Raw genomic sequence first — 15,803 nt, 5'->3', positions numbered from 1 at the left:
AAAGAATGAATCAAACGGCAGCGATTATAGCCACGGCTGGTTGCACGGCTTGTCTTTTATTGCGCAAGGATTAGGCTAGGCGGCTTCCACAGCATAGGGAACGCGCGATGAGCATCGAAGAACAACAGCAGGCTGAAGAACCACGGCTCAATAGCACGGAAATCCGCATCCTCGGCGCGCTGGTCGAGAAACAGGCCACCAACCCCGAGACCTACCCGCTGACCCTCAACGCCCTGGTACTGGCCTGCAACCAGAAAACCAGCCGCGAACCGGTGATGAACCTCAACCCCGGCCAGGTCGGCCAGAGCCTGCGGGCGCTGGAAGGTCGCGGTTTTACCAAACTGGTGATGGGCAGCCGCGCCGACCGCTGGGAACATCGGGTCGACAAAGCCCTGGAGCTGGTGCCGGCCCAAGTGGTCCTGATGGGCTTGCTGTTCCTGCGTGGCCCGCAAACGGTCAATGAGTTGCTGACCCGCAGCGGACGGATGCACGATTTTGAAGACGCCGAGCAAGTGGTGCACCAGCTCGAACGCCTGATCTCCCGGGGACTGGCGCTGCTGGTGCCACGCCAGGCCGGCCAGCGCGAGGACCGCTATGTGCACGCCATGGGCGATCCGGCGGACATCGAAGCGATTCTCGCCGCCCGCCAGCATCCGGTGGAGCGTGGCGCGGGCGGCGGTGTCTCGCTGGAGCGCATCGAAGAGCTCGAAGCGCGGATCGCCGCACTGGAAGAACGCCTGGCGCGGCTGGAATAGCAGCGCCTACGCGGACCGGGCGAAAGCGACGGCTTTTTCGAATTGCTCCAGGTTGGGCCGCACGCCGGTGTACAGCACGAATTGCTCCAGGGCCTGGATAGCAATGACTTCCAACCCGGTGATGACCCGTTTGCCTTCGGCCCGGGCGCGCACGATCAGGGGCGTTTCCGATGGGATCGCCACCACGTCGAACACGGTCTCGGCGGCGGCGATGGTCTCGGGCTCGAACGCCAACTGGTCGGCTTCCGGGCCGCCGGTCATGCCGATCGGCGTGACGTTGATCAGCATCTGCGGCCGTCGCGCACCCAGTTCAGCTTGCCATTCATACCCCAGGGATTCGGCCAAGGCTCGCCCTGCGGCTTCATTGCGGGCGACGATCAGCCCGTTTCTGTAGCCACCATCGCGCAAGGCACTGGCCACCGCCTTGGCCATGCCGCCGCTGCCGCGCAGGGCAAAGGTCGAGTCCTTGGGCACGGCGTGGCTTTGCAACAATTGGGCAATGGCAATGTAGTCGGTGTTGTAGGCCTTCAGATGACCGTTGGTATTGACGATGGTGTTAATCGACTGGATCGCGGCAGCGGAAGGGTCCAACTCGTCCACCAGGGCGATGCAGGCTTCCTTGAACGGCATCGACACGCCGCAGCCACGAATACCCAAGGCACGGATACCGCCCACCGCGCCAGGCAGGTCCTGGCTGCTGAACGCCTTGTAATAGAAGTTCAGGCCCAGTTGCTCATACAAATGGTTATGAAAGCGCAGGCCAAAGTTTCCGGGACGCCCCGAGAGCGACATGCACAGCTGGGTGTCTTTGTTGGGGTTGATCTGCATGCGTGTCTCCTTGCATTCACTTTCGGACAAACGGAACGCCGCCCCGAAAGATCTATTGGATGATGATACCGCCAGGTCCGGCCAGATCCAGGCTGCTGGATGACGCAGCGCGGTAAAAAAAGCGCTACAGACCTTACACAATATTTACCCAACGGCGGCGCAAATCCTGAGAAAATCGCTGTCATAGCAGTATCCCCGCGATGCTCATCGGGTCTGTAGCAGACCACAGGCGCCGGGGCCGAAACGAGGAACAGCCATGAATCGTAGACTTCCCATCATCGCCCTGCTCATGGGGGCACTCGCGGTCACCGGCCAGGCATCCGCCCACGGTCGTGGTGGTTGGGAGGGGCCCGCCGTGTTTGGTGCCATCGTCGGTTCGGCCATTGTCGGCTCGGCCATCATCAACCGTGATCGTCCGGTGTATGTGCAGCAACCGGTCTACGTGCAACCGCAACCGGTCTACTACCAGGCACCACCGCCGGTCTATTACCAACCGCAGCCGGTGTATGTAGAGCGGCCAATCTACTATCGCCCGGCACCGGTGTATTACGGGCCACCACGGGGCTACTACTATGGCCCACCCCGGGGTCATTACGGCCGTTGGTAACCCGCCTCCGAGTAACACAAAAAAGCCTGTGATCATTGATCACAGGCTTTTTCATGTCCGCTGGATAAACCATGTGGGGAGGGAGCTTGCTCCCTCGCCACAGGGCTTTGTCAGACGTGCTCGCTGCTTTTCAGTCGGGTCGGCCCATGTTCCGCCGGTTCGTGAACAGGCTCTGCCACCACGGGAATCTCGTTGCCGTCACAATCATGCAGCTTGCCGTCGCTGAAATAATCGCCTTCGCGCAGCGCCGCCAAGTCCTGATAGCGCAACACCCGCTCGGTGCCGGCGGCGAAGACTGACTGCTGGTCGGAATTGCCCGTGGTGAAGTGGTTGAACGCCAGGTTCAGCATGATCGCCATGATCGCCGAAGAACTGATGCCCGAATGGAAGATGGTCGCGAACCAGCTCGGGAAATGATCGTAGAAGTTCGGTGCGGCGATGGGAATCATGCCGAAGCCGATAGAAGTGGCGACGATGATCAGGTTGACGTTGTTGCGGTAGTCGACTTTCGACAGGGTGCGAATGCCACTGGCCGCCACCGTGCCAAACAATACGATGCCGGCACCGCCCAGCACCGAAGTCGGCACCGCGGCGATCACACGGCCCATGAACGGCAGCAGGCCGAGTACTACCAGGAATACCCCGCCGGTTGCCACCACGAAACGGCTCTTGATCCCGGTGACGGCCACCAGCCCGACGTTCTGGGCGAAGGCACTCTGGGTGAAGGAACCGAAGATCGGCGCGATCATGCTCGACAGCATGTCGGCCCGCAGACCATTGCCCAGGCGCCTCGAATCGACCTTGGTGTCGATGATCTCGCCCACCGCCAGGATGTCGGCGGAGGTTTCCACCAAGGTCACCATGATCACAATGCACATCGACAGGATCGCGGCGATATGGAACGTCGGCATGCCGAAATGGAACGGTGTCGGGAAACCGAACATCGGGCCTTGGCTGACCGACGAAAAGTCCGCCATGCCGAGGAACACCGCGATGACCGTACCAATGACCATCGCCAACAGAATCGACAACCGCGAGATGGTTGCGCTGCCCATCTTGCTCAGCAGCAGTACCAGCACCAGGGTCACCGCGGCCAAGCCAATGTTGGCCATGCTGCCGAAATCGGCGGCGTGGCTGTTGCCGCCCATCGCCCAACGCGCCGCCACCGGCATCAAGGTCAAGCCGATGGTGGTAATCACAATGCCCGTGACCAGTGGCGGAAAGAACCGGGTGATGCGAGAAAACACCGGAGTGATCAGCAAACCAATCAGGGACGCTGCGATCACCGCGCCGAGGATGGCTTGAAAGCCCCCCTCCCCGCCACTGCCGACAATCGCCACCATGGTCGCGACGCCCGAAAACGATACGCCCTGCACCAAGGGCAGTTGGCAGCCGAAAAACGGCAGGCCGAGGGTTTGCAGCAAGGTGGCCAGGCCTCCCGCGAACAACGACGCGGCAATCAACAGACCGATGTCCGCCGGCGAAAGCCCGGCCGCCTGGCCGATGATCAACGGCACGGCGACGATGCCACCGTACATGGTCAACACATGTTGCAGGCCATAAGCCATATTCGCGCCGACGCCGAGGTTTTCGTCCTCGGGCCGTGGGAGTGAAACATGGGGCGTTTTCATGGTTCGGGGATTCCCTGTTTTTTGTTATGGGCACACTGTATTCAAAACTCAGGACAAATGTCCATAGAGTTGTATACAACTTGTTGCATGCCCATCAGGAACAGCGCCCCGACCCAGCGCTTTTTATGACTGCAGCAACCCCACCACTGCGGGCCGCAACAGCTCGCGCGGCGGTACGCGCAGGCTGAATTCCTGCTCCAGCAAATCGATCAACTCATCGGCATCAAGGATCACGCGCCGTTCACTCTCCTGCCCTATCCGGTGTACGGCATAGCTGTTGCCGTTGAGGGTCTTGCGCAACCCGTCGCCGGTGCGGGCCACCATCAACCGGCCCATGAACGGCGACTCAGGGTGATTGCAGACGTACCAATTGCCGACGGTGTAGTCGATGTCTTCCTGGCGCTGCAGGTCGAACAGGTACATCGGTCGCCATTCGTCGGCGACGTTGGCGCGCAACAAGTAACCGTCCGCGTGGGTCTCGATGCGGTACGGCTCATGGGGCGTGACCTGGGTCTCACGACTATCGAGCAACAGCGGCGCGGTGGGCACCATGCCGCCAAAGCCGACGTCGGTGATGTAGCGCACACCCTCGATCGTCACCAGGCTCAGCCGATGGGTCCGGGCGGTCCAGGCGCCCTCAGGCGCATTCATCACCACGCGCCCGGTGATGCCGTGAGCGTCGTAACCCAGTGCTTGCAACAGCGCCAGGAACAGCTGGTTGAGTTCATAGCAATAGCCACCGCGCCCCTCTTCGAAAACCTTGCGCTCGACCGATTCAAGGTCGATGGGCACGGGCTGACGCAGCAACGTCGACAGGGTTTCAAAGGGGAATTCAGCGGTATGGCGCCATTGCAGCTGACGCAAGGTGTCGAGGGTCGGCGCCGGTGGTGCGTCGAAACCCAGGCGCCGCAGATAGCGAGCCGTATCGCTCAGTTGGGGATGACTCATGAGGGTGTCCTTTTCCGGGGTCGGCGCAGCGCTCACAAGCGCACTGCTATTGGGCGCCAGGTATAAGGCATTCCCCTCACAGAGACAACAATCGCCCCCGGTCAGCGCCGTTTACGCGAAGCCAGCCGGATCCAGGTGGGTGCATGGTCGCTGGGGTGGGGCTGGTTCCGGACCCAGGCGTCCACGCCCGCCTCGCTCAGGTAGGCGCTGGCGGCCGGGTTGAGCAACAGGTGATCGATGCGCAGCCCCGAGTTCTTTTGCCAGTGTTGGCGAAAATAATCCCAGAAGGTGTAGATCCGCTCCTCCGGATACAGGTGGCGCAGCGAATCGGTCCAGCCCTGGTCCAACAAGCGCTGGTAGCATTCCCGGCTTTCGGGCTGCAACAGCGCATCCTTGAGCCAGGAGCGCGGGTTGTAGATGTCCATGTCGGTGGGCACCACATTGTAGTCACCGGCCAGCACTACGGGATGATCACTGGCCTGCAACCCTTGGGCATAGTCGATCAGCCGTTCGAACCAGGCCAGCTTGTAGTCAAACTTGGGACCCGGTTGCGGATTGCCGTTGGGCAAGTAAAGGCACCCTACCAGCACGCCATGCACCGCCGCCTCCAGATAGCGACTGTGACTGTCGTCGTCCCCGCCGGGCAAGCCTCGGCGGCTCTCCAATGGCTGCGCACCGCGGGCCAGGATCGCGACACCGTTCCACGACGCCTGCCCGTGCCAGATCGCCCCATACCCCACCGACTCCAGCTCCGCCGCCGGGAAATCCTTGTCCGCCGCCTTGAGCTCCTGCAAACAGGCAATGTCGGGTTTCTCCCGCTCCAGCCATTCCAGCAGGTTGGGCAGACGGGCCCGGATGCCATTGATGTTGAAGGTTGCGATCCGCAGTTTTTTCATAGGCCCCTTACTCGAAATGCCACGTTACTGGCTGTGACCGTCAACCCGTCGCGGTGGTTGCAACGAGTCTTCAAGAGCCGGTTTTCGGTAAGGCCCGACCGTTCTCCAGCAACTGTGCAAAGGCCTGTTTATCGATCGGTCGGCTGAGGAAATAGCCTTGTACCTCGTGGCATTGGTCCGAGCCCAATGAACCGAGCTGGGCCAGGGTTTCCACGCCTTCGGCAGTGACCGTCAGCCCCATGGCCTTGCCCAGGTTGATGATCGCCTGCACCACGGCGCGGTCGTTGCTGCTGTTGCTCATGGAGGCGATGAAACGCTTGTCGATCTTGATGCCGTCGAATGGATAGGTGCGCAGGTAACCCAAGGACGAGTAACCAGTACCGAAGTCATCCATGTTCAAGCGCACGCCCAGTTCCTTCAGGGCATTCATGACCTGCAGGGCGCCATCGACGTCGTTGAGCATCACGTTTTCAGTGATTTCGAGCTCCAGGCGACTCGCCGGGAAACGGGTTTCGATCAACACCTGTCGCACATCCTCCACCACGTCGCTGCGCTCGAACTGCGCTGGCGACAGGTTGACCGACACCATCAATTCCCCCGGCCAGGTCAGTGCGGTTTCGCAGGCCTCACGCAACACCCAACGAGACAGCGGGACAATCAGGTCGGTTTGCTCGGCCAACGGAATAAAGGCATCGGGGCCCAACAAGCCTTGCGTCGGATGCTGCCAGCGAACCAATGCCTCGACCGCCACGATCTCCCGACCATCGACGGTGTAGCGCGGCTGGAAATGCAGGACGAATTCATTTTTCTTCACGGCCTGCCGCAGGTCGCTTTCCAGTTGGCGACGGTGCTGGATCTGATCGTTCATTTGCGAGGCGAAATAGCACCAGGTTTTCTTGCCCTCGGACTTGGCCTGGTACAAGGCAATGTCGGCGCAGCGGATCAGTTCACCGGGCACGTAACCCTGACGGCGACTGACGGCGATACCGATGCTGGCACCGATGTGCAGCGAATGGGTTTCGTAGAGAATCGGTTGCTGCAAGCTGTCGATCAACCGCTCACAGAATCGATCGATTTCCGTGGTGTGCTCCATGCCGTTGAGCACCACCACGAACTCGTCGCCCCCCAGCCGCGCCACCAGGTCTTGCTCGCGGGTGCTGTCGCGCAGCCGCTGAGCCACTTCCAGCAACACCGCGTCGCCGGCCGGGTGGCCAAGGGAATCGTTGATCGGTTTGAAGTTGTCCAAGTCCACCATCAACAACGTCAGGGGGGCGGCATGTTCCTTGGCCACCAGCGCATCATCCAGGTACCGCGCCAGCTTGTTGCGGTTCGGCAAGCCGGTCAGCGCATCGTGCATCGACAGATGCTGGACCTGGGCATGGGCCGCCACTTCATCGGTGATGTCACTGGCCGTACCGCGATAGCCCACCACTTCGGTCTTGGTGTAGATCGGGCGTGCCGACACGCGACAGAAACGCAATTGCCCGGAATGATCGCGGTAGGAGCAGCGCAAGTTGCTGGTGCTCTGCTCCTCCGTCAGCTTGCCCAGCCAAAGGGCGATTGGCGTGGTGTCGCAATACAGCAGTTGCTCGATGTCCTGCCCCAGCCATTGCTGGTCGGAAAACCCGGTAACCGTATTGAAACGCGCCGACAGATACGTGATGCGCTGCTGACCGTCGATTTCCCAGATCCAGTCGGAAGCCGCCTCGGCCACGGCCCGGAAGCGCTCCTCGCTGGCCTCAAGGGCGTGCGCGGACCTTTCCAGGCTGTCGTAACTGGCGTCCACATGCCGTGCCGTGCGCAACGCATAACGAAAGAAGTAAGCGGTCAGCAGGGCCAGGATCAACAGCGCGGCCCCCAATGGCGGCACCAGGGACCAGAGCAATTGCTGGCCCGGACGCTCGAGTCGGGACACCAGGCTGTAGCCGGTACTGTCCAGCGGCACGGCCGGCTGGCCGGGCTCGAGCTCGGTGTCTTTCTTGAGATTCAAGTCGGTGAGGCCATAACTCTTGCCCATCTTGCGCAGCTTGACGGGGGTCAGTTGGTCGACGAACAGCAACACCGAGGTTCCTTTGGCCTCGACCTGGGGCCTTTCGTCGTTGGGCAGGATCACCGACGCCGTGACGACGGCCGGCCAGCCCTCGAACAATGTGTAGCGGATCGTCGACATCGTCAGATCGGGCTGTGCCTGGAGTTGCTCCACCAGCTCGGCCAGCGGAGTGTCCATATAAACCGAGGCGTCATCCTGGACATTGCGTCCACGCACCACGGCATATTTGGTGCGTTGCCGATCGATGACAAACACGCCTTCGTATTCGTCATTGGTAAACAGGGTCTTGCCCATGTTCTGTTCGGCGTAGGCCCACTGCACATTGACTTCACCGTTGAGGTGGTCATAAGCCGTGGTCCAATAGGCATAACTGGCAATGTAGTTTTTCGATGCGGTGATGCGATTCTCGAGGGCGCGCTCGATATAGAAATGCGTCTTGCGCACGTCCTCCGCGTCCAGCTTTTGCGCGATGTTGAACAGCGCAGCGATCGCCACCAGGACGCCCAGGACAAACAGTCCCGCGACGGCCACGACCAGGCGACGAGTAATGGGGGTGTGACGTGCGGTGCCTGAAGGGGTATCGGCAGTGGAATCCATTGACCTGCTCCTATCCTGTCAACGCTGGCCTCGGTGCCTGGAAAAATGAGGACCGGGGCCAGTCGTTCGTAACCTTAGCAGCCACTGCTCGATCCGTTGGCGAGCCCACGATGTTTTGCGAAAGAGCCTACACGCTGCTGGAGACCCGCCCGCGCGATGCCTGAATAGTTGACCGTGGCAGGCTGCCGATGATTCCAACCGATCTCAACGATCCGAGCGCGCCAAGCTGTCGAACCCGCCTTCGGTCGATAACACCGCCACCCGGTTGCGGCCGCTGTGCTTGGCCTGGTAAAGCGCCGCATCGGCGCGCTGGATGAAGACTTCGATGCTGTCCAGGCTGCTGGGCACAAAGGCATAACAGCCCAGGCTCACCGTGAGGTAGCCGGTCGGGGAGCCGGAATGGGTGATGTGCTTGTCGATGACAGTGCGCCGGATTTGCTCGGCCAACGCCATGGCCCCCGAAAGATTGGTGTCAGGCAACAGCACGGCAAACTCTTCGCCGCCATACCTTACCGCCAGGTCGGCCTTGCGATGGCAACAACTCTTGAGCACCTTGGCGACTTCCGCCAGGCAATGATCCCCGGCCACGTGCCCATAGGCGTCGTTGTAGTGCTTGAAAAAATCGATGTCGAGCATGATCAGGCTCAAGGGGCTGCGCTGACGGGCGCCCCGGCCGAACTCGATATCCAGGGCCCGCTCGAACAACCGCCGGTTCGCCAGCCCGGTGAGGCTGTCGTGAGTAGCAATCAGTGCCAAGGCTTCCTGGGCCTTGCGCAAATCCGCTTCGATCTTTTCGCTGTTGCGGACCTGGCGCACGAATACCCAGCCGAACAAGCAGATGCCCAGGACCACCAAGCCCACGATGAGGCTGGATTGGAAAGCCCGGTCATGCCAGCCCGCGAGAATCGATTCTTCGGACATCGCGGCGGTGACCACCAGCGGATAAGCCTGCAAATGTTGGTGCCCATACAACCGGATGACGCCGTCGATGGCTGAGCGGATGGTCGCATCGCCAGACATCCCGCCGGTCAGGGCATGGTTGTAGATATGCTCCTCGTCCAATGGGCGGCCGATCCGCGCCTCATCGAAGGGGCGACGGGCCAACAGTGTCCCGTCAGACAAAGCCAGGGCCATCTCGCCTTGCTCATCCAGGCTGAAGCTTTTAAAGAACCGGTCGAAATAGGACATCTTGATGCCGGCCATCAACACGCCCTGGAAGTTGCCGTCTTTATCATTCAGGCGCCGGGAAACCGGAATGATCCAGTCGCCGTTTTGCCGACTGCGGACCGCCGGGCCGATATGGGCGATCAGGGAAGCATTCTGTTGATGGAAAGCGAAATACTCTCGATCCGCCACCCCTGCCCCCCTGTGCAGGTAGTCGAAGGAGGTGGTGATCCACTGACCGTGCTTGTCGAACAGGAACAGCCCATGCAACTGCTCGAGCGATTGCACGCGGCGGGCGAGGGTTTGTTGCAAGCGTGGCAATACCGCAGGGCCGAACCCATCGATCTGGATCCAGTCCGCCAGGCTGGCCAAAACCAGATCGGCCTGGAGGAAGGTGTCCTGGGCCTGCTGGGCCATGGCCCGGGTAAGGGTGGCCGAGGCGATGCGGGCCGACTCCAGGTCGTGGCGACGGGACTGCTCCAACTGCAGGAAAAGCAAACCGCACAGGCACAGGCACACCGCCGCGATAAACGTCACCGCGGCCTTGAGCAACGGCAGGCGTTTCAGGGCGCCGGCAGGGGTATGGAAAGGGTCGTAAATGGAGATAGGCAAGCGAGTTCCTGGAGAGGGTAAAAGCATGAGCAAATTCGCCCATAACCCTTAATATTCGTGAGCTTAGCCTACCGCTTGTGAGGCGGCAATTTGCCTGTGTAACTGAGCCGATGGGTGGCTTGAGTGGATCCAAAACACCGCCCGTCAGCTAACTGAAATGCGCATTCCTGAATGAAGAAGTACCCGTGTCTACAAGCAAACCTTCCTGGGGGCTATCTAAATCGCGTAACGCCCCATAACGTATGGGCGCCTTCGACTTTTAAGTGCCCCGCTGCCCATGAGCAAATCGACCCGAACCAATGACGAACAGCCCCTGACCCAACCCGACGCCGTCAGCCTGCGGGAGGCTTTCTGGTTCTGGCTCAAACTGGGCTTCATCAGTTTCGGCGGCCCTGCGGGGCAGATCTCGATCATGCACCAGGAACTGGTGGAACGTCGGCGCTGGATTTCCGAACGGCGCTTCCTGCATGCCCTCAATTACTGCATGTTGCTGCCGGGGCCCGAAGCCCAGCAACTGGCGACCTACCTGGGCTGGTTGATGCACCGAAGTTGGGGTGGCGTGGTCGCCGGGGCGTTGTTCGTACTGCCTTCACTGTTCATTCTCATCGCGTTGTCGTGGTTGTACATCGCCTTCGGTGAAGTGCCGGTGGTGGCAGGTATTTTCTATGGCATCAAGCCGGCCGTGACGGCCATCGTGGTGCATGCCGCCCACCGGATCGGCTCCCGCGCGCTCAAGAACAATTGGCTGTGGGCGATCGCGGCGGCATCGTTCACGGCGATCTTTGCCTTTGATCTCCCCTTCCCGTTGATCGTACTGGGTGCGGCTGCCGTTGGTTATTTCGGCGGTCGCTGGGCACCGGATAAATTCAGCCTGGGCGGCCACGCTACCCAGCACAAGTCCTTCGGCCCCGCCTTGATCGACGACGACACGCCAACCCCGGACCACGCCCGGTTCAGCGCTACCAGGTTGGCCCGGCTGGTCGTCGTCGGCGCGCTGTTGTGGGTCGTGCCAATGGGCCTGCTGACCGTGTTGTTTGGCTGGGACGGCACATTGACGCAAATGGCCTGGTTCTTTACCAAGGCCGCATTGTTGACCTTCGGTGGCGCCTATGCGGTTTTGCCCTACGTCTACCAAGGCGCCGTCGGACACTTCGGCTGGCTGACCCCGACACAAATGATCGACGGCCTGGCCCTGGGCGAAACCACCCCTGGGCCGCTGATCATGGTCGTGGCCTTCGTCGGTTTCGTCGGCGGCTACGTGATGCAGGTGTTCGGCCCCGAACAGGCCTTTCTCGCCGGGGCCGTCGCGGCCACGCTGGTGACCTGGTTCACCTTCCTGCCCTCGTTCCTGTTCATCCTGGCCGGCGGCCCGCTGGTGGAATCGACCCACAACGCATTGAAATTCACCGCGCCGCTGACGGCGATTACCGCAGCGGTGGTCGGAGTGATCCTTAACCTGGCGTGCTTCTTCGGTTACCACGTGCTCTGGCCCAACGGTTTTGCAGGGGCCCTGGACTGGCCATCGGCAATCATTGCAATTGCCGCGGCCGTGGCGCTGTTTCGCTACAAGCGCGGGGTGATCCAGGTCTTGCTGGCGTGCGGCCTGGCCGGGCTGGCGGTGCATTTGCTGCGCTAGACGAGGCGCTTGCTCAGGTACGTCGCCGAAGCCGGGCACAAGGTCTTGAACTGGGCCGTTGCGCTGATCGAAGCGGGCGCCAGCGAGCGGTCCCCCGGCTGATAGCCCTGGCCGGTAAAAAACGCGGCGGCGCTCTCGGTCAGCAGGTGAAGCCGGTCTGCCCCCTCGCGTTTTGCAAACGCTTCAATAGCGGCCAGCACCGCCGCACCAGTGCCCTTGCCTCGCAGTCCCTCAAGCACAACCAGCGAGCGCAGCAACCGCTCGGCCCCCTCTCCTTCTATGCCGGCAAACGCCACTTCAACGCCTTGGTGGCTGAAGCTGAAGAACTGTCGGCCAGGATACGTCAGGTCGTCCACGGGTAGGCCGGCCAAGCTAAGCGCATCGCGCAGTGGTTCCAGATGGTTATTGCTTAGAGCTGTCATACGCATGGCTTGGGCTCGCTCCTATTTATTGGTTATCCTCTAATTTGGCCAACCGACAGGGTGAATAGGAGGATGGAATTCCAATAACATGTCCCACCGTCAGGCACTGGAGATAACCGTGAGCATTTTTTTCGATGAGCTGATGGAAAGCGTGCAACAGATGGACGAACTCGTCCACGCTAAGCAGCTACCGTCACCACCACCTTCCGGCAACCCACCACCTCATGACCCAGCGCAAACGAACACCCCAGCCCATCAGCTAAGCTCAACCTATCATCACGACAGGGAATCGACATGAGCAAGGCAGACGAGCTAGCGGCCAAACTAAGGAAAACCCAGCAGACCCGCGCGGATACCGACAACTGTGCCGACCTGGCGATCGAGCACTGGCCCGCCCAGGTCTACGAACTGTATCGCCAGATCGAAATCTGGCTGGCGCCCGTGTGCGAGGCCGGCCTGGATATCCGGCGCAATCCCACCCACGTATTTGAAAGTCATTCCAGCGGTTCGACGTACAACTACGCGATCGATCAACTGGTGATCGAAGGCAATCATCGCCGCATTTCATTCGACCCGATTGCGCGTTTTTCGCCCCAGGGCGAGGGCTGCATTGAAGTCCATATGAAGGGGCAGGAACACTGCATCGTGCGCTCGCTCGGCGAGCATGGCGAATCGCTTTGGCATATCCAAGCCCTGCGATCGGCCGGGCAACCGCGTCCTGATCCTATCATTCTGGACGAAGACGCCTTGCTCTCGCTGATAGAAGAAGGCCTCGGCCTTTAACGCAAATGGGCGACTCTTGAGGTCGCCCTTTTTCATGGGGGATGAACTAGCCCTGCGGCGCAGATTCGCGTGTTGGATCTGCCCCGGGCACTGGTAGCGTCAGTTCCATCGCCGGCCTTCCTACAAGAGCGTTCAAGGCATGGTCGATTTCGTCCACCGCGCCTTGGGCGTACCGGGCATCCGCCCAACTCCAGTACGGATCGGATATCAGCCCGCCCACGGCGTGTGCGCACAATTCATCGCTGCTGATGCCCATCTTCCCGGCAGCAGCGATCACAGCCATCAGGGCTTGTTCTAATTGGGAAATTCGCTCGGTAGTCACAATCAACCAACATGCTGGATAAACAGACCCCGAGCATAACAAGCCATCAATGTGCCACCAAGCTCAGGCGCCCAACGGTCACCCTCTCCTGGCTTACAGGACTGGCCTCAATCCGCCGCGCCATAAGAGGCCGTATCCGAAATCGATGAAGGCTCTCGGACCGCTGAACGAGCAGCCAGCACCGTCAGCACAGCGGCCATCCCCAACACGGCCGCACTGGTTTCGAACGTCGCGCGATAGCCACTCAGATCAAACAGAACGCCACCCACGGTCGCGCCCCCGGCGATGGCAAGTTGGACGATCGCCACCATCAGGCCGCCGCCCGCTTCGGCATCTTCCGGCAGCGTTCGCGAAAGCCAGGTCCACCAGCCGACGGGCGCAGCCGTGGCCGCCAGGCCCCAAAGGCCGAGCAAGAGGGTCGTGACCGTCACCGACCCGCCGAACCCCACCAGGGCAATGGCAATCGCGGCCATCAGCAGAGGAATGACGATGAGCGTCCGATAGAGGTTGTTTTTCAAGCAGGCGCCGATCAGGAAAGTGCCCAGCAGCCCCGCCACACCGATCACCAGCAGCATGAAGGACAGCGTGGATACGCTCACTTGTGTCACCGACTCGAGGAACGGTCGCAGGTAGGTGAACAGCATGAACTGGCCCATGAAAAACGTGCTGACCGCCAGCATCCCCAGCGCGACCGGTGTCCGGGCCATCAACTTGAAGGCGTTGGTACTGCCCCGCTTCCCCTGCGTAGGCATGGCGGGCAGGCGTAACAGCAGCCAGACCAGGGCGATGCCAGCAACAGGCACGATGCAGAAAAACGCGCCACGCCAGCCAATAATCGCCCCGAGGAAACTGCCCAGCGGCGCCGCGACCACCGTCGCCAAGGCGTTGCCGCCGTTGACGATGGCCAGCGCTTGCGGGACGTTATCTTCCGGCACGAGCCGCATGGCCGTGGCCGCCGACAACGACCAGAAGCCGCCAATCGCCACGCCGATCAACGCACGTCCGACCATGAATACCGCGTAGTTTGGCGCGAACGCCACCACGGTACCTGAAACGATCATCAGCAAGGTCAGCCCCAGCAGGAGCCATTTGCGGTCGACCCGGGCGGCAATCGAGGCGATGAAGAGGCTGGTGACCAGGGCAAAGGCGCCAGAGACGGCAATGCCTTGACCGGCCTGCCCTTCGCTGACCTGAAGATCCGCCGCCACCGGCGTCAGCAAGCTGACCGGCATGAACTCCGAAGCCACCAGCACGAACGCGGCGAGGGCCATGGCAAATACCGCGCCCCAGGCGGGCGGGTCTTGTGGCAATGATTTATCGCTCATTGAATGACAATCCTGTATTTCTTGATGAACCTGTGGGAGCGAGCTTGCTCGCGATGACGACGGCACATTCACCCTCCCGTCCCAGGCAGACCGCTATCGCGAGCAAGCTCGCTCCCACCGTCTCGAATGGCGGCGTTTACCTATTTCGTGCCTGCTATCTTCATCGTCCAGATCAATGTGCAGGTAGTGCATACCGATGAGATTCTTGCCTGATCCTGGGAGTTGTTCCCGCGCATATAGGCAACGCTTCGCTTAGCGCGTTAATGTCCTGCCTATAGCGATTGAGCCGAGACGACACCCGGAGCCGACATGGCCACCCAACGCAGATCCATACAAGAAACATTGACCGCCATCATCGACGACTGGACCCCACACCCGGGCGACGTCGAAACGCCCATCCCCGGCCTCGCCTTCTTCCGACGTGAGGCCCCGGCACCGCCGGTGATTTGCATGATCGAGCCGAGCATCGTGCTGGTGACCCAAGGCGTGAAGCAGGTATGGATCGGTGGCGAGGCGTATGGCTACGACCCCGGGCGATTCCTCATGACCTCGCTGGACATCCCGGCCAATTCCGAAGTGCTTCAGGCAAGCCCCGAACAACCCTGCCTGGGTCTGGTCCTGAAGCTCGACTTGCGCATGGTGGCCGACCTGATCGCCCAAGGCAGCCTGTCGCCCCCGCGTGATCGAGCGGTCGGGATTGGCGCGGGCATCGGCACCGTGACGCCCGACCTTTTGGCGCCGTTCGCACGCCTGCTGGCGTTGTTGGAAGAACCCGAAGCGATCCCCATACTGGCACCGTTGATCCAGCGCGAGATTCACTACCGTCTGCTGCTCAGCGACCAGGCCGCGCGGCTACGGCAGATCGCCTCGGTCGATAGCCAGGGCTACCGGATCGCCAAGGCCATCGACTGGTTGAAACTCAACTACACCGAGCCCGTGCGCGTAGACGACCTCGCGGCGCGGGTGCAAATGAGCGCGCCGACGTTTCACCACCACTTCCGCCAGCTCACGGCGATGAGCCCGCTGCAATACCAGAAGTGGCTGCGGTTGAACGAAGCAAAACGCTTGATGCTCAACGAGCACGTGGACGTGGCGAGCGCGGCCTTCAAAGTGGGTTATGAAAGCCCTTCCCAGTTCAGCCGCGAATATGCCCGCTTGTTTGGTGCACCGCCCAAGCGAGACATCGCGGCGTTGCGCGGGCTAGGCAATCACACCAAGGCGGTTTGA

14 protein-coding genes are annotated in these 15,803 nt (G+C 61.2%); 6 read left to right on the top strand and 8 right to left on the bottom strand.

What is annotated here, in order from left to right:
* Nucleotides 1-107: 107 nt before the first annotated feature.
* On the top strand, nucleotides 108-755 hold the full coding sequence (locus tag ACLH0I_RS10750; RefSeq protein WP_411387015.1) for a YceH family protein: 648 nt from the start codon (nucleotides 108-110) through the stop codon (nucleotides 753-755).
* 6 nt (nucleotides 756-761) lie between these two features.
* Here the strand turns inward: ACLH0I_RS10750 and ACLH0I_RS10745 are convergent, their stop codons facing one another.
* Complete coding sequence (locus ACLH0I_RS10745; protein ID WP_411387014.1) at nucleotides 762-1,583, bottom strand: shikimate 5-dehydrogenase; 822 nt, start codon at nucleotides 1,581-1,583, stop codon at nucleotides 762-764.
* Between the two features lie 256 nt (nucleotides 1,584-1,839).
* Between ACLH0I_RS10745 and ACLH0I_RS10740 the strand changes: the two genes are divergently transcribed.
* Entirely contained in the window at nucleotides 1,840-2,190 is a 351-nt protein-coding gene (locus tag ACLH0I_RS10740; protein WP_063322141.1) for a hypothetical protein, read from the top strand.
* A gap of 110 nt (nucleotides 2,191-2,300) precedes the next feature.
* Here ACLH0I_RS10740 and ACLH0I_RS10735 read toward each other — a convergent pair whose 3' ends face one another.
* The 5 genes from ACLH0I_RS10735 to ACLH0I_RS10715 all read right to left on the bottom strand — a co-directional run bounded on the left by ACLH0I_RS10735 (nucleotide 2,301) and on the right by ACLH0I_RS10715 (nucleotide 10,088).
* On the bottom strand, nucleotides 2,301-3,821 hold the full coding sequence (locus tag ACLH0I_RS10735; protein ID WP_411387013.1) for a nucleobase:cation symporter-2 family protein: 1,521 nt from the start codon (nucleotides 3,819-3,821) through the stop codon (nucleotides 2,301-2,303).
* A gap of 123 nt (nucleotides 3,822-3,944) precedes the next feature.
* Entirely contained in the window at nucleotides 3,945-4,769 is an 825-nt protein-coding gene (locus ACLH0I_RS10730) for an arylamine N-acetyltransferase family protein (RefSeq protein ID WP_250965650.1), read from the bottom strand.
* A 101-nt stretch (nucleotides 4,770-4,870) separates the two neighbouring features.
* Complete coding sequence (xth, locus tag ACLH0I_RS10725; RefSeq protein ID WP_411387012.1) at nucleotides 4,871-5,665, bottom strand: exodeoxyribonuclease III; 795 nt, start codon at nucleotides 5,663-5,665, stop codon at nucleotides 4,871-4,873.
* A 70-nt stretch (nucleotides 5,666-5,735) separates the two neighbouring features.
* Entirely contained in the window at nucleotides 5,736-8,312 is a 2,577-nt protein-coding gene (locus ACLH0I_RS10720) for an EAL domain-containing protein (RefSeq protein WP_411387011.1), read from the bottom strand.
* 204 nt (nucleotides 8,313-8,516) lie between these two features.
* Nucleotides 8,517-10,088 (bottom strand): sensor domain-containing diguanylate cyclase, encoded by a 1,572-nt coding sequence (locus ACLH0I_RS10715; RefSeq protein ID WP_411387010.1) that lies wholly within the window; start codon nucleotides 10,086-10,088, stop codon nucleotides 8,517-8,519.
* Nucleotides 10,089-10,365: 277 nt separating this feature from the next.
* On the opposite strand from ACLH0I_RS10715, the gene chrA reads away from it, so the two are divergent.
* Complete coding sequence (chrA, locus tag ACLH0I_RS10710) at nucleotides 10,366-11,724, top strand: chromate efflux transporter (RefSeq protein ID WP_411387009.1); 1,359 nt, start codon at nucleotides 10,366-10,368, stop codon at nucleotides 11,722-11,724.
* Here the strand turns inward: chrA and arsN2 are convergent.
* Nucleotides 11,721-12,152: an arsenic resistance N-acetyltransferase ArsN2 gene (gene arsN2, locus ACLH0I_RS10705; protein WP_250965655.1), complete on the bottom strand. Its 432-nt coding sequence runs from the start codon at nucleotides 12,150-12,152 to the stop codon at nucleotides 11,721-11,723. The genes chrA and arsN2 overlap by 4 nt on opposite strands.
* A gap of 288 nt (nucleotides 12,153-12,440) precedes the next feature.
* Between arsN2 and ACLH0I_RS10700 the strand changes: the two genes are divergently transcribed.
* Both ACLH0I_RS10700 and ACLH0I_RS10695 read left to right on the top strand, forming a co-directional pair.
* Nucleotides 12,441-12,929 carry a hypothetical protein gene (locus tag ACLH0I_RS10700; RefSeq protein ID WP_411387008.1) on the top strand — a complete coding sequence of 163 codons (489 nt, stop codon included), beginning with the start codon at nucleotides 12,441-12,443 and terminating at the stop codon, nucleotides 12,927-12,929.
* Nucleotides 12,930-13,068: 139 nt separating this feature from the next.
* Nucleotides 13,069-13,227, top strand: coding sequence for a hypothetical protein (locus tag ACLH0I_RS10695; protein ID WP_411387007.1), 159 nt, complete (start codon nucleotides 13,069-13,071; stop codon nucleotides 13,225-13,227).
* Between the two features lie 131 nt (nucleotides 13,228-13,358).
* Here the strand turns inward: ACLH0I_RS10695 and ACLH0I_RS10690 are convergent, their stop codons facing one another.
* A complete protein-coding gene (locus ACLH0I_RS10690; RefSeq protein ID WP_411387006.1) occupies nucleotides 13,359-14,576 on the bottom strand; it encodes an MFS transporter in 1,218 nt (405 codons plus the stop codon).
* Nucleotides 14,577-14,885: 309 nt separating this feature from the next.
* Here ACLH0I_RS10690 and ACLH0I_RS10685 point away from each other — a divergent pair, with 309 nt between their 5' ends.
* Complete coding sequence (locus ACLH0I_RS10685) at nucleotides 14,886-15,803, top strand: AraC family transcriptional regulator (protein ID WP_411387005.1); 918 nt, start codon at nucleotides 14,886-14,888, stop codon at nucleotides 15,801-15,803.

Source organism: Pseudomonas sp. MPB03 (assembly GCF_046605385.1).
GTDB lineage: Bacteria > Pseudomonadota > Gammaproteobacteria > Pseudomonadales > Pseudomonadaceae > Aquipseudomonas > Aquipseudomonas zanjanensis.
The sequence above is the reverse complement of the archived record's forward strand: the minus strand, read 5'-3'. Positions and strand labels throughout refer to the sequence as shown.